At 35.5% G+C, this 17,350-nt stretch carries 15 protein-coding genes and 1 tRNA gene; 10 read left to right on the forward strand and 6 right to left on the reverse strand.

Translation table 11 applies throughout. From position 1 onward, the window contains the following. The first annotated feature begins 126 nt into the window (after nt 1-126). Nucleotides 127-1,197 carry a hypothetical protein gene (locus tag ACRXC1_RS01725; RefSeq protein WP_433656019.1) on the forward strand — a complete coding sequence of 357 codons (1,071 nt, stop codon included), beginning with the start codon at nt 127-129 and terminating at the stop codon, nt 1,195-1,197. Further along, on the forward strand, nt 1,178-1,840 hold the full coding sequence (locus ACRXC1_RS01730) for a hypothetical protein (protein WP_393061459.1): 663 nt from the start codon (nt 1,178-1,180) through the stop codon (nt 1,838-1,840). Before ACRXC1_RS01725 ends, ACRXC1_RS01730 begins: the two co-directional genes overlap by 20 nt. Here the strand turns inward: ACRXC1_RS01730 and ACRXC1_RS01735 are convergent. From ACRXC1_RS01735 to ACRXC1_RS01760, 6 genes are read right to left on the reverse strand one after another with little or no spacing between them, the layout of a single operon-like run. After that, complete coding sequence (locus ACRXC1_RS01735; protein WP_433656022.1) at nt 1,837-3,003, reverse strand: trans-sulfuration enzyme family protein; 1,167 nt, start codon at nt 3,001-3,003, stop codon at nt 1,837-1,839. The two genes, ACRXC1_RS01730 and ACRXC1_RS01735, sit on opposite strands and share 4 nt — an antisense overlap. Then, the gene (locus ACRXC1_RS01740; RefSeq protein ID WP_392909997.1) at nt 3,003-4,385 is read right to left on the reverse strand and encodes a pyridoxal-phosphate dependent enzyme; all 1,383 of its coding nucleotides are present in this window, start codon (nt 4,383-4,385) and stop codon (nt 3,003-3,005) included. The genes ACRXC1_RS01735 and ACRXC1_RS01740 overlap by 1 nt, the downstream gene beginning before the upstream one ends. Beyond that, nucleotides 4,382-5,383, reverse strand: coding sequence for an ArsA family ATPase (locus tag ACRXC1_RS01745; RefSeq protein WP_433656024.1), 1,002 nt, complete (start codon nt 5,381-5,383; stop codon nt 4,382-4,384). Before ACRXC1_RS01745 ends, ACRXC1_RS01740 begins: the two co-directional genes overlap by 4 nt. Before the next feature lie 14 nt (nt 5,384-5,397). Next, nucleotides 5,398-6,210: an ArsA-related P-loop ATPase gene (locus ACRXC1_RS01750; RefSeq protein WP_392910001.1), complete on the reverse strand. Its 813-nt coding sequence runs from the start codon at nt 6,208-6,210 to the stop codon at nt 5,398-5,400. Beyond that, nucleotides 6,210-6,860: an outer membrane protein gene (locus tag ACRXC1_RS01755; protein ID WP_392910003.1), complete on the reverse strand. Its 651-nt coding sequence runs from the start codon at nt 6,858-6,860 to the stop codon at nt 6,210-6,212. Before ACRXC1_RS01755 ends, ACRXC1_RS01750 begins: the two co-directional genes overlap by 1 nt. A gap of 45 nt (nt 6,861-6,905) precedes the next feature. Next, the gene (locus tag ACRXC1_RS01760) at nt 6,906-7,295 is read right to left on the reverse strand and encodes a polyhydroxyalkanoate synthesis regulator DNA-binding domain-containing protein (protein ID WP_021265786.1); all 390 of its coding nucleotides are present in this window, start codon (nt 7,293-7,295) and stop codon (nt 6,906-6,908) included. A gap of 492 nt (nt 7,296-7,787) precedes the next feature. Between ACRXC1_RS01760 and ACRXC1_RS01765 the strand changes: the two genes are divergently transcribed. The 8 genes from ACRXC1_RS01765 to ACRXC1_RS01800 all read left to right on the forward strand — a co-directional run bounded on the left by ACRXC1_RS01765 (nt 7,788) and on the right by ACRXC1_RS01800 (nt 17,300). Further along, entirely contained in the window at nt 7,788-9,659 is a 1,872-nt protein-coding gene (locus ACRXC1_RS01765) for a tetratricopeptide repeat protein (RefSeq protein ID WP_433656027.1), read from the forward strand. Between the two features lie 62 nt (nt 9,660-9,721). Then, the gene (locus tag ACRXC1_RS01770) at nt 9,722-10,276 is read left to right on the forward strand and encodes a hypothetical protein (RefSeq protein WP_433656029.1); all 555 of its coding nucleotides are present in this window, start codon (nt 9,722-9,724) and stop codon (nt 10,274-10,276) included. 106 nt (nt 10,277-10,382) lie between these two features. Next, on the forward strand, nt 10,383-12,146 hold the full coding sequence (locus tag ACRXC1_RS01775) for an ABC transporter substrate-binding protein (RefSeq protein ID WP_433656031.1): 1,764 nt from the start codon (nt 10,383-10,385) through the stop codon (nt 12,144-12,146). Between the two features lie 114 nt (nt 12,147-12,260). Next, nucleotides 12,261-13,202, forward strand: a complete 942-nt coding sequence (locus ACRXC1_RS01780) for an ABC transporter permease (RefSeq protein ID WP_392910012.1) — start codon at nt 12,261-12,263, stop codon at nt 13,200-13,202. Between the two features lie 8 nt (nt 13,203-13,210). Then, the gene (locus ACRXC1_RS01785) at nt 13,211-14,083 is read left to right on the forward strand and encodes an ABC transporter permease (RefSeq protein ID WP_392857575.1); all 873 of its coding nucleotides are present in this window, start codon (nt 13,211-13,213) and stop codon (nt 14,081-14,083) included. Nucleotides 14,084-14,186: 103 nt separating this feature from the next. Further along, nucleotides 14,187-15,008 (forward strand): hypothetical protein, encoded by an 822-nt coding sequence (locus tag ACRXC1_RS01790; RefSeq protein ID WP_433656034.1) that lies wholly within the window; start codon nt 14,187-14,189, stop codon nt 15,006-15,008. Next, entirely contained in the window at nt 15,005-17,134 is a 2,130-nt protein-coding gene (locus ACRXC1_RS01795; protein WP_433656036.1) for a hypothetical protein, read from the forward strand. The genes ACRXC1_RS01790 and ACRXC1_RS01795 overlap by 4 nt, the downstream gene beginning before the upstream one ends. An 82-nt stretch (nt 17,135-17,216) precedes the next feature. Continuing rightward, nucleotides 17,217-17,300, forward strand: a tRNA-Leu gene (locus ACRXC1_RS01800). Nucleotides 17,301-17,350: the final 50 nt, after the last annotated feature.

Raw genomic sequence — 17,350 nt, forward strand, 5'->3', positions numbered from 1 at the left:
CTTAAGGAATCTTTAATTTAATCGGCTCATTTATATGATATTGGTCGCTTAATATGCTAAAATGGATTTTCAAGATGCCAAAAATTCGTGTCATCGCTATTTAATTTTAAATACTTAGGAAGAGTTATGCGTATTAGAATCGTCGAGACGAATCTCGATAAAATTGCCGTCGATAAGCTCAATAATCTACTAGAATTGCTAGAGCTTTCAGATCTTAATAAAGAAACTTCAGAAGAAAATAACGAATCGGCCGCAAGTCAAGTTGCCTTTACTAAATCACAGACTGATGTATCAAACGATGAGTATTTCATTATTGTATTCAATGATGGAGATCAGATCGACAAATCTATCCTAGAAAATGAAATGTGCTTAGGAGTATTCTTTGCTGATAAAACAGTAGAAGAGAACCTGCTCAATATGAAGAATGCTGTTGAAGGCCTAAAGGCCATGGAGCTACAAAAAAAACTTCTTTATAAAATGAATAGTGTTATGGAAGGGCTTGTTGGACAAGTTGAAAGCATCAAAGAGATGCATAAGAATATGGCACCATTTAGAAGTGAAAAAATTCGTGGTGTTGGAATAACATCTCGTTTTTGTGCAGGAACTTCTAACGGAGGTGAGTTCTTTGACTTTTTTAAAGTAGGTGGAGATGTGTGGATTATCTCTCTACATGCTTCTTCTTATATGTTAATTGGAAATTTCTTAACAATGATTGAAGGGTGGAAAGCTGAAGGTACTCTTTCTATGGATAAAATTCTCAATCATCTAGAAAGTCGACAAGAAGATTTTTCTGAATTTGGAGAGGCTTCTATTCTTGTCGCTAAATTAACTCTGGCGGACCTGACACTTGAGAGTGTTAATATTGGTGGCCATGAAATTCTATCTCATAATGATATTCTTATTAAGTCTAATGAATTTAGCTTCCCTGACTCATATGAAATTAAGAAAGAAAATATTCAATTGGAAAAAGGAAAAGGAATTCTCTTACTGTCTCCTGGATACTTCAAAAATAATGACCATATCGTAAATGGCGAAGAATATATTTCCTTTATTAACAAGAACTGGTCGTCTCCGGTCGAGTTAATCAGTGAATTAACATTTCAGAGTAAAAAGGGATATAATGAAGATGAATTCTTACCAAATGATCAAACCATCTTAATGGTAGAGGTAGATAAAAATGCAATTTCTAAAATCTAGTATCATTATTCTTGTCACAACTGGGGCCATGGCCTTTACTGGAACAGAGTGTTTTCAATCTACATTTGATGTTTCTGTAAAACATAAATCTGCGCCATTTGGTCTTTTGAATAAGACTATTACTATTAGCAAGAAAGAGTGTGAAATAGAGATAGCCCATAATCAGTACAAGTATATGAATCGCAATTGGCTGATCGATATTTGTCGTGATCCAATCCACGTGAAATCGACTTCTAACTCTGTTGATGTTTATCGCAAACAAGGTGAGTGTCATGCGACTTCAAATGAGTTTTGTGATGAGTATAAAACAATTAAAAAAATTATTGAGGATGATGGCCTAATCTTTGCTTCTGGTGCAAAGAATAGTCTCAATGATGACCATGGCCGTGTGTTTTGTGCAAAACTTTTAGTTGAAGAGTATTTAAATGCTAATACAGTATTTAGTCGTAATGGTAATTACGATTACTTAATGATTAAAAAGCCTATTGCAAGAATTCCGGAAGACCTCAAAAGAAAGAGGGCCGAGTTTAAAGCGGCTAATGAGAAAGCTGAAGCAAAAGAAGAAAATGGCCAAGTAGAATCGACTACAGAATCTTCTGGGGATTTTCAAATCGATGAAAATGCTGGACCAGGTAGTTTCTAGATTGATTTAAATGCCGACTCAAGATCGTCGATTAAATCATCGGCATCTTCAATACCGACAGATAATCGAATAAGGTTATCTGTCAGTCCGATACTTTCACGAACATTCTTTGGTACAGAAGCATGAGTCATAATGGCAGGATGCTCGATTAAACTTTCAACTCCGCCAAGACTTTCAGCAAGTGAGAAAATTTCTACTTTTTGTAAAAACTTTTTTGATTTTTTAATATCACCTTTCAAGAAAAAGGTAATCATCCCGCCAAAGCCTGACATTTGTTTTTTTGCAAGCTTGTGCTGTGGATGAGACTTAAGGCCTGGGTATGAGACTTTCTCTACTTTTGGATGGGACTCCAAGTACTTTGCCACTTTCATAGCATTCTTTGCATGGGCCTCCATTCGTATCGCAAGAGTTTTAATTCCTCTTAGAACAAGCCAAGAATCAAATGGTGATTGAGTTGGCCCAAGTGACTTCTGTAATGTCCATAATTCCTCATAGAATTTTTTGTTATTTAACATACAGGCACCACCAACAACATCAGAGTGGCCATTGATATATTTTGTCATTGAGTGCATGACAATATCGGCACCTAAATTGAGTGGGTTTTGGAAGTAAGGGCTCATGAATGTATTATCAACAACAGTCATGGCCTTATGCTTTTTTGCTAGCTTTGATATCTTTTCGATATCTGAAATTTTTAAGAGTGGATTTGTTGGAGTTTCAACCCAAACAAGTTTAGGTTTATGCTCTTTTAAGGCTTCTTCAACTTTCTTAACATCTGTCGTGTCGACAAAAATGTAATTATGAATTTTGTTAAAAACTGTTGTGAAAAGTCGGTACGTTCCCCCGTAAACATCATCACCACATAGGATTGTTGAACCTACTGGTAGTGCATGCATAATAAGCATTTCAATTGAGACACCACTTGAGGTTGCTAGTGCATACTTAGCATTTTCAAGAGCAGCAAGTGATTCTTCGAGTCTTGTACGAGTAGGGTTGTGGCAACGAGAGTATTCATAGCCTTGATGGACTCCCGGGCCTGTTTGAGCAAAGGTGGTCGTCTGATAAATTGGAGGCATTACTGCCCCTGTCTCTTTATCTGGATGACCACCAGCATGTACGCACACTGATGACTTACCTGCCGATTTCAGTGTGCGCTTCTTCATTAGTTTGAGCCTTTTTCAGACATGTATTGAAGAACATCAATTTCAGAAAGTAGATCTGAAACTTTTCCACCTTTAGTGATTACTGCAACTTCCTTCTTAAGAAGAGCATCAGCTACAGTCTCAAGTAGTTCATTACAATCAACAACACGGTATTTGTTTGTGATCGCTAGTGAGATATTATCATCTTTTTGGAACTCACCCATAATAACAGGCTTAATAAGACTTCTTTCTGTACATAGACCAAGTACATCACCATCCTTGTTTAGGACAGGTACTTGAGAGATATTCTTCTCTTCCATTAATGTAATGGCCTCACCGATTGTTGTCGTGTCTTGAACAGTAATAATATTTCCGTCCTTACCTAGAGTATTTAATACCTCAGAGATTTGAACATTAAATGATGAATCAAGGTAGCCACCATCGCTCATCCAATCATCATTATAGATTTTTGAAGCGTAACGGTTTCCTGAATCATGTAGAAGAATTAGGATCTTCTTTGGCTCAGTTTGCTTAGCTGCGTACTTTAGTGCACCTTCAATTACAGCACCAGCAGAACCACCAGCGTAAATACCTTCTTCTTTAAGAAGTTTTCTTGTCATAAGAAATGATTCTTTATCATTAACAACTTCAAAGTCGTCAATAAGGTCAAAGTCGTAGTTTTCAGGAATAAAGTCTTCACCAACACCTTCTAGTACATATGAGTGAGCTTGACCCATTTCTCCTGTTTTGTGGTAACCCGCGATGATTGAACCAACACAGTCAACACCAACGATTTCTACTTTATCCATTTTTTCTTTGAAATAACGGCCACATCCACTGATTGTTCCACCTGTTCCTACAGCGGCCATAAATACATCGAAGTCACCTTGAGTCTGCTCATACATTTCTGGAGCAGTCCAAGTGTAGTGAGTATTTCTATTATGTAGGTTATCGTATTGATTTACATAAAATGAATTTGGAATTGTTTCTGAAAGTTTTTTAGAAACAGAGTAGTAAGAGCGTGGGTCTTCCGGCTCAACGTTGGTTGGACATACAACAACTTTTGCACCGAATGCTCTAAGGTTATCAATTTTTTCTTTTGATTGTTTGTCAGCTAGTACGAAAATACATTTATAACCGTGAACAGCTGCCCACATCGCAAGACCAACACCTGTGTTTCCAGAAGTACCCTCAATAATTGTTCCACCTGGCTTAAGAACACCTTCTTCAACAGCACGATCAAGCATATAAGCACCAATACGATCTTTCGTTGATCCACCTGGGTTCATATATTCTAATTTTACGTAGAACTCGCAATTTGTATCTTTTCCGATACTATTTAATTTTACGATTGGCGTATTACCAATTGCTTCAACAACGTTTGCCTTAGCACCTTTCATCATACTTCTTTCTCCGTTTGCTTCCAATTTTTCTGTAGGGCCCTTAATTGCTCTATAGGATCAAAAGTCACAAGATCTGGAAACGTTAGAGTTTCGATATTAGACTTTTTCGAAATGGAAGTTTTTATTTCTTCTTGTTTAATTATTGTTTTTTTAAACTCTTTCATCTCTGCAGTTTTTGGCTGCCATGAAGCGAGGTTGTTATACCATGATTTATTGATAATGAGGTAACGTTCGGTGTCCATTTGGGCCTGAATTGAGTCAAAGATTTGCTTTGTTTCAACTTCTTTCATATGTTCGGCTGATGTCACTAGATACCATCTTGAGTGAGCTGGATCATTTAATGTCTTTTCTACACTTAAACCATCGATAAACTTCTCACGATTTCCATAGAGGATTGAAATGGCTTCAAGAAAGTCATTAATAAAGCCCTGTCCTGTGACACTTTCGAGGTAACTTAGAAATTTTTCAATTCCAGTTGAAATGATGCGATTGAAAAAACGCCCCGGCTTATTCTGATTTGTTATATAGTTAAAAGCTTCTGCAAAAGTTTTATTGAAAAAGCGATTGATCTTCTTTGATGAATTTAGAAAATCTAGAAAGTTCTTTCCTGGTGCTGTGTCTACAACTATTGCATCATAAATACTTCGATTAATTTGCGTTTGTATTTCAAGAACTGCAAGGATTTCGTTGAGACCACCTCTTGAACTTGTTAGGTTTTCTAAAATCTTATTATCAACTTTAGAGCCGAGAATCTTTTCAAAAGATGACTTACAATCTAATAGAAGAACATCAAAAGAAATCTCATCATTCTTAAATTCAACTATTTCTGACTGGTCTTTTAAGTTCAACAGTTGTCTTAGGCGCTTGGCCGGATCAATTGTAATTAAGAGAACTTTCTTATTATCAGCTGCTAATGAGAAGGCACGGGATGCTGAGATTGTTGTTTTTCCAACTCCTCCTGTTCCACAAAAAATTTCAATTTTTTTAAAGTCCTTCACTAGTAAGCCTATTTTTATTCGGATTTGAAAATATCCATTTTTTCAATAATTAGATCACTCAACGCCTCTACTTGTTGCTCTTGGTTTTGAGCAATAATTAGCGGAAAGTGTAGATCATATTTTACCTGAAACTTCTTCTGTAATTGTTTTTGATTCTCAATCTTTACCTTAATAAAGTCTGGAGTATCATCTTCAGGGAACTTATTCAAAGTTAAGTCACAATTGAGAACTTCAATTGTCGAAATATTGTATTCGTCAGTGAGTTCAGCTCTTAATTCAACTCCCTCTTCAACAGCAAGCTCCGTTGGAATACTAACAACAACACATTGAGTGTGTTCTTTATTCGTTAAGAAGTTATGCATCTTATCGATATCGTTTGCAATTGGTCCAATTTTAAAAATATCTTTAAAGACCTTAGGTGAGTGAATCGTTGAAAGTAGGTGACCAGATGCTGGTGCATCAACTATCACAATATTCTCTTCATCCTTTGCAAGGTCAATAATGTGCCCTAGGAAAATGAGTTGGCCAAAGCTTGGCACCATATCAAAGAGGGCCTTAAAGAAAGAAGTTGAAACAATCCACTTTGCAATTGTTTTAGAATTGAGCTTTCGAGCAATATATTCTTGGACTGAGCTTAAGTGAGTTAGTTCAACTGTATTGATATTAAGAGATTTAATCAGTGCAATATCCTCATTTTGTTCAAATGAGAAATAATATACATTCTTATTATGATTAAGTTCAGAAATCGACTTAGTCAGCGCCAAGGAAGTGAGGCTTTTTCCAACGCCTCCCTTTCCCGTGACGATATATAAGTCTTTAAACTTCATTAGAATTTGTAGAATACCGTTAGTAGAACTTTAAAGTAGTATCCCTCAACATCTGAGCGATTCTCTTGATCTACGTCAAACGGATCATTGAATGAGGCCATAGCACCAACAGAGATTTTTCTATTTAAATCAAAGTCCGCACCAGCACCAAGTTGATAACCAAATACTGTCTTAGCATCCGACTTATACGTTTCAGTTTTGATTTGAGGTCTAAAGAACCCAAGTCCAACTGCAAAGAAAGGCTGGAATGCATCGTAGTGAAATAGCTTTCCTTTGGCCCCAAAAAGAAGACCTGCTATCTTTGAATAAGAATTTTCAAATTCATGTTTTGAATAGTGAAGGTTAGCGTAGAAGTCAAACGAGTAAGAAGCCTTATAATTATAGAATAATTCAGCTGTAATCTTATCTTCACCATTATCTTGAAGATCGCTCATTAGTAGAGTTTGTCCAATACCGATCCCAATAGAGTGAATATGGAGTTCTTGTCCACTAAGTAGTGCTGCAGCGGCAGCTGCCTCAGAGTTTTTCTTCGCTGATTTTGAAGAAGTCAGTTGTTTAACTGTTTGTGCTTGTGTTTGAACACCAAAAATAAAAAGGCCTGCTAGAATAACTGCAGGCCTTAATATAGATTTTGAAATTTTAGAAATCATTTCACCCTCTAAACTAAATATATATGCAGTAATAACTGCCTTATATTAGTTTAAAGTAGTCGTAGTTTCAACAGAAGAGTTTAGGTTTGCTGCACTGTTGAAAGCGTTGAAAGTTTGAGCTGGAGCTTCTTCAACTACAGGAGCTTCAATACCTTCTAGACCTCTAATATATCCAGTGAATGTACCTTCTTCACCACGGATAACTCTCTTTAGAAGTTCAACGTCACCTGGCTTAGTTGACTTTTTCTCTTGATCAAAAAGAAGTTGGATTTGAGTCATGTAAGTGATGTCGTTTTTAGTCTTGTTATCGATTACTTGAATCTCGTGACCTTCTCTGATGATTTGAGCGATCTCTTCAAGTGTTACATAGCAACTTTGGTGTGTGTCATAAAGTTTTCTGTTTTGGTACCTTTTAATAATTCTTACATCATTCATTCTACTACCCCTATTGGTTTACGAATATATCTCAAGTTTAATTTTAGAATTCTCTTGAGCTAAAACGAGTTAATAATTAACACGACGCCTTCTAATAGTTAAGCTTTTTGTATAAATTTCACCGTTAATACAAAATAAGTAAAATTAAATACTTACAAGTTCAACTTATAACAAAAGACAGGTTGGTGTTCATATATTTTATTGATTTCCCGCTGTGTCTATTGCTTAGCGTTTTGAAATTTGCATCAGAGAAGTAACAGTCTATGACAGTAACTGTCAAGGGATAGGCTTCTTAATTTTATCTAAATTCAAAGAGAATCCATTTATTTGCCATGATTTCAGGTGTTTACCATGCATTAGGTCGAACTAATGTAAGTTGTTGATTCTTGAGTACTTACCTAAGTTGCCCCTACAAAATTAAGGATTAATTTTCTTTAAGAAATATCTGTTTAGGACGATGAGTGATTGAGGCAGTAAGGCCAAGGATATTAAATGTTTAAAATTTTTATTAGAAATTCACTCTGCACCGTAGCTTTAGTAACACTTGTTGGTTGTGCTACGACTAGTAGTGTTAAAGATGATTCTGACTCTAGGATTAATGAAGATTCACAGCTCTCAAGTACGATTTCTGACCTTGAGAAAGCAAAGCGTGCACAAGAGTTTGTTGATCAGTCACTAAGTGAAATTGTAGAAGAAGCAAAAACAAAGGGTGAGGCAACGGTAAACTTTGTTGCAAGTGACTTATTTTTAAAAGCAGCAGATGCTTCATTAAGTGGTGACTCTGTTTCAGCTTCTTTAATCTTGAAGCATGTTGTTGAACTAAAGCCCAAGGATATTTACCTTAGAAAGAAATATGCTGTTGAGTTAATCAAGTCGAGCCAATTAGAAGATGGAAAAAAAGAGCTTGAGTACCTAATTAAACATGCAGATAAAGAAATTAAGATTAAGGCTAAGTTACTACTTGCTGGGGTTTACGGGGCCCTTGGTAACTCAAAGAAATCAATTAAGCTATACCGTCAACTAGTCTATAAAACAAAGCCAATTCTAAGTGAAGCTTGTATTTACTTATCGAAGGCATATGTTGATGTAAAAAAGTTTAACAAAGCTGTTGGTACATTAAGTTACTGTTCGAAAAAAGACCGTGATAATCGCAGTGATTATGCTTTTCATAAGGGTAAGATTTACTTTGAAAAGTCTGATTACAAAAATGCAAAAAAGTATTTTAATACTTCTTTAAAGCTTGATCCAACAAATCAACAGAGCACTATCCTTTTAGGTATGATCTATGAACAAGAAGGAAGCTTCAACTCTGCGAAACTTCTTTATCATAAGTTCTTAAAGTATGATCCGAGTAATTATACAGCTCTTGGAAAGTACGTTAATTTATTATTCTCTGATGGAGAGTATGAGAAAGTTGTCCCATACTTAGAAAAGCTACTAGCGCTTGATCCTGAGAACCTAAATTTAAAAGTGAGACTTGGAGTTATTTATACTGAAACGGATAGAATCGAAGATGCGAAAGGTATCTTTAAAGAGATTCTTTCTGTAATACCGGATTCTGATAAAGTTCTGTACTACCTAGCGAGTCTGTATCAGAAGTCTAATGAGGGTGACTTAGCTGTAACTTACTTCTCACGTATTAAAGAAGATAGCTCTCTCTTTCATGAATCTAATATTCAGATTGCTAATATTTTAAATACTTATGCTCAGAAAGATCGTTCTCAAGAAAAGCGTTTTGTTGAATTCGTTAAAGAGCGTTCAAAAGCTTCGAAAGAGTTACGCTTTGAACTAGAGGTAATCCTTGCGGGCTACTACGAAAATAGAAAAGACCTTGGAAGAGCTATTGCTTTAATGGAATCTCAAATTGAGCACAATAGTTATACTGATGGACACGCATACTATTTAGCCTCTTTATATGAAAAGGATAAGGCTTTCACAAAGGCTGAGAAGATCATGCTAGATATCCTAAAGCGTGATCCTAATAATTCTCATGCACTAAACTTTCTTGGCTATACTTACTTAGAGCAAGGTGTTCATATGGATAAAGCCTATGCTTATATTAAAAGAGCAGTTCAGCTTAATCCTCAAGATGGCTACATCCGTGACTCTTTAGGTTGGTACTACTATAAAACTGGCGAGTATCAAAAAGCATACCGTGAAATTAAGAAAGCATTTGCTCTTGTTAGCGATGATGTGGTCATTGCAAAGCACTTAGGGCTCATATATACTTCATTGAAGAAGCCGGAAAAGGCTCGTCAATATTATGTCGAGGCACTTAAAAATTGTACGAAAGTAAAAGAACGCGAAGAAATTCTAAATTATATCGAAAAGCTGGACTCTGTGCGCTTGCCGGCATCTCGTTAATATCCTGTACATCAAATCCAATTAAAAAAGACATAAATGCTAAGGGCTCAACTGATAAAGTTGTGGCCCATAAGCTTCTTAGCAGTGGTCTTTGTAAAGAGTTTAAAGGTCGTGGCCGTTTGAAATTCGGTAAAAACCAAGATCGCTTTACTTACAATGCTATTTTAAATAAAAAAACTTTTAGCTTGGCCATTGATGTTCCTTTTAAAGGTCAAGAAACTCTTATTCTTCCACTCGACGCTACTAGGCCAGTTGAAGGAACTCTCTATAAGAAAATTTCAACTGAGCTGGTGAAGGCAGGGCGTTATACTTCTTTAAAAATATTAGATGATTTCTTGCTTAAGAATCGTCTGTTCTTTAGTGACTTAAAAAATATCGATAGCAATTATTGTGACAGTGGGTGTCTTGAAGGGAAGCTTACACATTACAGTAATGGCAATGTAGACTTCGAAAGAAAGATGCTTGGAAAGTATGAGTATCACGCAAGCTTCAGTCAGCTCGAGGCCAACGAATATAAATTCATCAGACTCGAAGGAATTAGACACACGAAGAACCCACAAAAAGAGCAGAGAATTTTGGCCTTAGATTTAATCGTCGATAGCTGTGAATCTATCTAGCAGCGCAACACCGTTTCCTAATAAATTCTAGTAAATTTATCTTATCTCTTGTATAAATTACTCTAGTATTATTCTATGCAATAATTTTTTGAACAAAGGATGGTTTATGAAATCAAGGAATCTTGTTTCATTTTTAATCATGGGACTATTAACTTTAACAGTTTCATGTACAAAAAAAGTAGATCTTAGTGAAAAAGTTCTACACCTGGCCGTTACTTCAGAAGTGAAGGGAATGGATCCAATTTACTCAAACGACAAGTACTCTTCAAATGAAGTTGGTCGTGTTTATGAAGGTCTACTTGAGTATCATTACTTAAAAAGACCATACACGCTTGTGCCAAACCTTGCAGAATCTCTACCAGAAGTTTCTGAAGATGGACTAACTTATACTTTCAAAATTAAAAAAGGTGTTCTATTTCACGATGATGCTGCTTTTAAAGATGGTAAAGGTCGTGAGCTAGTTGCAGAAGATTTCGTATACTCAATTAAAAGACTTGCTGACCCAAAGCTTCAGGGGCTTGGTTGGTGGCTACTTCAAGACAAGGTTGTAGGTCTTGATGAGTGGCGTGAGAAAAACTCTAAAAAAGATACTGTTGATTACACAGAAGTTGTTGAGGGACTAAAAACTTTAGATAAGTATACTCTTCAGTTCAAATTAAAGAAGCAGTTCCCACAATTTCTATACTCTCTTGCAATGCCATTCACATTTGTTGTTGCTAAAGAAGTTGTTGATCACTACGGGAAAGAGTTCCTTAATCACCCAGTTGGTACAGGGCCATTTATGCTTAAGGAGTTCCGTCAGTCTGCAAAGAAATTTACTTACGAGAGAAATCCTAATTTTAGAAAAAAACTTTTCCCAACTGAAGCAAGTGATGAATTCAAGCATATGCTTAAGTATGCAGGTAAAGAAGTTCCTTTCGTAAATAAAATCGAAGTTAATATTATCAAAGAAGATCAACCAAGATGGCTAAACTTCCTAAAGGGGAGAGTTGATTATATTGGTATTCCAAAAGATAACTTTGAATCAGCTGTTACTCCAGGTAAGGGACTAGGTGATGAGTTCGCTAAGAAAGGAATTGAGCTTTCAGTTTCACCATCTCTAGATGTTACTTACACAGCATTCAATCACGATTTAAAACTATTTCACAATGTTGACTTAAGAAGAGCACTTGCTCTTGCTTATAATGTTAAAGAGTTTAATAAGTTATTCTATAATGATACAGCTCTTCCGGCACAATCGGTTGTTCCTCCGGGGATCGCTGGTAATATGCCTGGTTATGTAAGCCCTTACAGAAACCGTGACCTTGAGAAAGCTAAGGCTCTTCTTGCAAAAGCTGGTTACCCAGAAGGTAAAGGTCTTCCTGAAATTACTTATGACTGTCCAAGTTCTTCAACTTCAAGACAGATTGGTGAGCTTTTCAAGAAGCAAATGGCCGAAATCGGTGTAAATATTAAAGTTGTTCAAAACTCATGGCCGGAGCTACAAAAGAAAATCACTGCTCGTCAGGTTATGCTTTACGGAATCGCATGGGGTGCGGATTACCCAGATGCTGAAAACTTCCTACAGCTTCTTTACGGACCAAATCGTTCACCAGGTGCTAACGGATCAGGTTACGACAATCCAAAATTCAATGAACTTTTCGCAAAAGCTTCAATCATGCAAGATTCTCCAGAGAGAACTGCAATTTATGAGCAGCTTAATAAGATGGCAGCTGAAGAAGTTCCATGGCTTTACGGTGTTCACCGTCAGTCATACCTAATCAAGCATAGCTGGTTAAAGAACTACATCACAACTGACTTTGAAGCTGGTCAAGCTCAATACCTAGATATTGATCTTGAAGCTAAAAAGAATATGCAATCAAAATTATAATTGATTTATAGCGCTGGAGTTTTCTCCGGCGCTTATTTAATGAAGCAATCGAAATGGTTGCTTTTTTAAATAAGCGAAACGCTTTAATTAAGTAAGAGCTAAGGAGCTGTTTTTGTGAATACTTGGTCATATATTTTAAGAAGATTACTTTATACGATCCCTATTATTCTTGGGGTATGTTTAATTATTTTCGCGATCTTTAACCTTTCTGGTTATGATCCTGCCCAACTTTTATTAGGTAAGCACGCGAGTGCTAAACAAATTGCAGAGGTAAGACACGAGCTAGGTTTAGATCGTCCTCTTGTTGAACAATATATTGGTATCGTAAAGTCTGCCTTCACATTTGACTTTGGTCGTTCATGGGCAACTAAGCAGAGTATTATTGAGATGATTAAAGAAGGTGCAGTACCATCTCTTACTTTAACTCTTCCAGCTTTCTTAATATCGACTATTCTTTCAATCTTACTGGCAATTGTTGTTTCTTTCTTTAGAGGTAAAGCAATTGACCGCACGTTAGTTATTATAAGTGTCTCTTTAATGAGTATTCCTTCTCTTGCATACATTCTTTTCTTCCAAAAGTTTTTTGCATATGAGCTAGGATGGTTTGAAATTTCAGGTTATGAACATGGATTCCCTTACTTTATTCCTTACATCATTCTTCCTGTTATTATTATGGTCGTCTTAAACTTAGGTCCAGACCTTCGTTACTTTAGAACAGTTATTCTAGATGATATTTACCAAGACTATGTTCGTACTGCTCGTGCAAAAGGTCTTAGTGAAAGAGTCGTTCTTTTAAAGCACGTTTTAAAAAATTCATTAATCCCAATTATTACATATGTAGTTATTCAAATCCCTTTCCTTATTTTAGGTGCTCTACTTCTTGAGAGTTTCTTCTCAATTCCAGGGCTAGGTGGATTAACTGTAAAAGCTGTATTTGATAATGACTTCCCAGTTATTAAGGCAATGACGATTCTTTCGGCAATGGCCTATATCATCTTCACAGTAATTACGGATATTCTATATACAATCGTTGATCCAAGAGTAAGGTTAAAGTAGGAGTTGTCATGTCAGCAAATTTATCAAGCGAATCAAAATCACTATGGGGACATGCTTGGACTGAGCTTAAAAAAGATAAAGCCGCAGTCTTTAGTATGGTTGTTATTGGATTATATGTATTACTAGCTGCACTTACATTCTTTGGTGTAATTGCAGGTGAATGGTCAAAAGAAATTGGTGCATCTTATATGCCACCAAGTGCCGATGCATTATTTGGAACAGACATTTTCGGACGCTCTGTTGTTTATAAAACACTAAAAGGTGCAGAGATGGCAATTGGGATTGGTTTCTCAACAGCAATGATCTCAACTGTAATTGGTGTGACTCTTGGTCTTATGGCCGGATACTTTGGTGGAAAAGTCGATGAAATCATTGTTTGGTTTTACACGTCACTTGCATCGATTCCATATATCATGCTTCTTTTTGCCGTAACAATGGTACTAGGAAAAGGTACGTCGTCACTATTCTTAGCTCTTGGGGTAACTTCTTGGGTAGGTCTATGTCGTCTTGTGCGTGGTGAAGTTCTTCGTCACAAGGAAAGAGAATATGTCCAAGCAGCGGCAGCACTTGGAGCTGGTAATATGAGAAGAATGTTTAAGCATATTCTTCCAAATATCTTCCACATTGTTATCATTCAATTCTCACTAAGATTTCAACAGGCCATTAAGTCTGAGGTAATCCTTTCTTATTTAGGACTTGGCGTACAAGGTCAGCCATCTTGGGGAACAATGATTGATGATTCAAAACTTGAGCTTGCTCGTGGAGTTTGGTGGCAGCTTTCTGCGGCTACACTAGCAATGTTTGTGCTTGTTCTAGCACTAAACCTTCTTGGAGATGCTCTTCGTGACTCTCTAGATCCAAAGCTTAAAGGTAAAGCGTAGTAAAATAGTCAGATTAAAAATATCTAAATATTTTGTCGATTATATCCGATAAAGATTATTAAGAGGCCCTTTTAGGGCCTTTTAATTTTAGTAACTTGGGTATATGAGAGAAATAAAACTAAGTTCTATTCACATCAAAGAGGCACCTCTTCTTAGAGGGGAGTTGTATTGGTGTCGTCCTAGTGGCCGTCGGCTATGTGTGGGCCATGCTGGTGAGTTTGCGAATTTAGATCTCGTTGAAAAACTAGCAACTACCAATGATCAATTTATTCAAGAAATCATTATCGATGAAGAAAGAGTTTCTAAAGTTATCGATCACTTCAATGAATTATCAAATGCTAATATTGAAGATTTAAGACTGCGATATCGTAATTTGATTTTAGTAGACTTCTATCGAGTTCTAAAAGGTGAAGAGAAAAGCACGACTCTTGATTTCCTATTTATTTGTTACGAAGTATTTAATGACCTCAATTCAACTAATTTAAATATTGAAGATGATTTCATTAGAAAAAATGCTATGACTTTCAAAAGAGCGCAGCTTGTAGCAACTGTTACGATGTATATGTGCCTTATTAGCGGATATAATGATTTTGTATTTTTAAAAGAAGTTTATAATACGATTATTCTAACTTATTATTCACATGTATCTCGTCATCAAAAGGTTCATAATGCCTATGATAGTAATGATCGAAATTTGATAAATCGTGAATATCTAAAGGGACTTTCCGAGAACTTCTTTGAGCTAAACTATAATCTAAGTGATGATATAAGCTCTATTTGGTCACTGATTCACCACAAAGTATTCGCACTTAAGCTTGATTTTAATGAAGCAGACTTAGAAGTTATTTTTAAGTCAATTTTATCAACACTGAAAGACTATCGTTATCTTAATGAGATAATGACTCAAGAAGGAGGCGTAAGATGAGCCTTCAGATTGATGTCTACACTTTCCTAACTGACGACATATTTAATAAATTAAGAGAGATTCTATCTTTAGATATAAATCTTATAAATACGACTGCAGCTGATGATCTTAGTAATAAATCAAATATTATCACTAATGATCTTAGTTTTAATGCTTCTGCTGATTCACGAATTCTCTATGTTGGTGATGATGTAACAATTGAGAGGGCATCAGTTAATCCAGATGCTATTCTGCTTGGTAAAGAAAATGTTGTTCTAGAAATTGAACAATTCTTTGGAGTTAAACATACACCTAAGCAAAGAAAATTAAGTACATTTACTTCAGTGAAACAATATAAAATTAGCTCTCGATTTAGTATTGGTTACTACACAGATCTTATTAATTTAAAACTAGATGAGAAGTCATTTGAAGTTGAAAATTATGCAAGTATTTTACAGCCATTATTATCTGAACTTATTTTAGTAAAGCAGGCCAGTCCTGTTGAAATCGATTTATTTCTAAGTAATGAAGAGGCGCTGATTTATATAAATGCATTTTCAATCTATATTGATGATGCACTTATTGAAAAAATAAGCACATATGTATTAGATTCTTGCTCTTTCTTTTCTTTAAAAAGAAATGATCGAAGAGGACAGCTTCAAATTTGTTTTACAATTGAGAAAATGACAAGCTACTTTGCTCGCTTTGTCTTTACTAATTCAACTCAAATCAGTCGTGAAGATATCCCTAATGCAGATGTTACAGATAATGTAATTGATCATAATAACTACCATGATCCAATTGTGAAGAAAGTTACTGTAAAGGCGCTGAAAGAACTCGTTGCTTTTATGAAGGAGCGAAATTGTAATGAAGAAGACTTTCTAGATAACCTTGATGCATATCCAGATAAAGCTATTTTAAAAATACTCAAAGATGATGAAATTGCATTTATTAAGAAAAGTCTTTTTACAGAGGTTAATGTTGATCTAGAGAAAGCAATCACTACTACAGTTAAAGATTCTTTTTGTAACCCTAAAGAGTTCAATGATAAGTTCTTTAATAATATTGATAGAAAAACTTTCAAAGAACTCGTTAAACCTGATAGTTGGCCTCTTGATGGTGATAAGCTAAAGAATGAAATTGCTGATGAAGTTTTAGATAAAACAGTTGTAAAGTCTTATGATGAATATATTGAAAATGTTAAAGAGTATGTAAGTGATAATTATTCTGTCGTTGAAGAAGACTTTGTTACTATAAAGGATAGTGCTGAAGGTAATATTGCAGAAGAAATTATAAGAGCTAAAGGTCAAAATGTTGAAGAGTTCTTAAAGTCTTCAGAGATGGCCCAAATGAAGGCCAAAGTAGCACGTATGAGTCTTTTATTTAATAAGATGAAAGATGAGCTAGAGAGGACAAGAGAGAATGGCTCAACAGCGATTTATGAGTCAAAACATCTCAAAGAAGAATTAACTGTTGTTACAGGGGCACTAGAGGTAGAGTCCGAAGATGATACTGTAATTATAAAGTCAGATGACAATAGTGAAGTCCAAAGCAAGATGGAATTAAAGAGTACAAAGGCCCTTAATGGAGATGATCGTTGGGTACAAGACTTAGAGTCTAAAGTTGATCAGCTTACAAAAGAGATCGAATTAAAGAATGACTCAATTGAGAGAATGAGTAAGAAGGTTGATGAAGCAAATGAACTCGCAGCAGCTGAGAAAAAAGAGTTAGCTACTCTACAATTGAAATATAAAGAAGAACTGGTAAAAGTTGAGAACTTAGAGAAGGAAATTGAAAAAATAAATGAAGATGCACTAGTTGCAAACTCTCAAAGTCATCTCGATAAGCTAAAAGAAGCTCAGAATGAAGTTAAGAAGTATAAGCATAGGTTAAAGTTTGCTCAGTCTCAGATACAAACTCTCGAAAAAGCAAAGAAGGCTGCCCTTAATAAAGGCACTAATGATAAGAAATTAAGTCATCTTGAGAAATTACTTGATAAACAAAAAATACTTGCTTCAAAAAAAGATACAGAAATTGCTGATTATAAAAAAGATAATCATAGGCTTAATCAGGATAATAAGATCCTTTTAAATAAAATTAAGGACTTAGAAAGAAAGCTTAATATTAAAAATAAGACAGCAGCTTAATTTTTTTCTTGCCATATTAGGTAAACTCCCTTATAAATATTCTCACGCCTTACCAATGAAGTTTTTTAAAAACCGAATATGTGCCCAGATGGTGAAATTGGTAGACACGCTAGACTTAGGATCTAGTGCCTTTGGCGTGGAGGTTCAAGTCCTCTTCTGGGCACCATCTTTTTGCTTCCGTACCGGAGGCTTTTTTTTTGCCTAAATTTAAGATTA

Origin of the sequence: Halobacteriovorax sp. GFR8 (genome assembly GCF_050955245.1) — a bacterium.
Taxonomy (GTDB): domain Bacteria; phylum Bdellovibrionota; class Bacteriovoracia; order Bacteriovoracales; family Bacteriovoracaceae; genus Halobacteriovorax_A.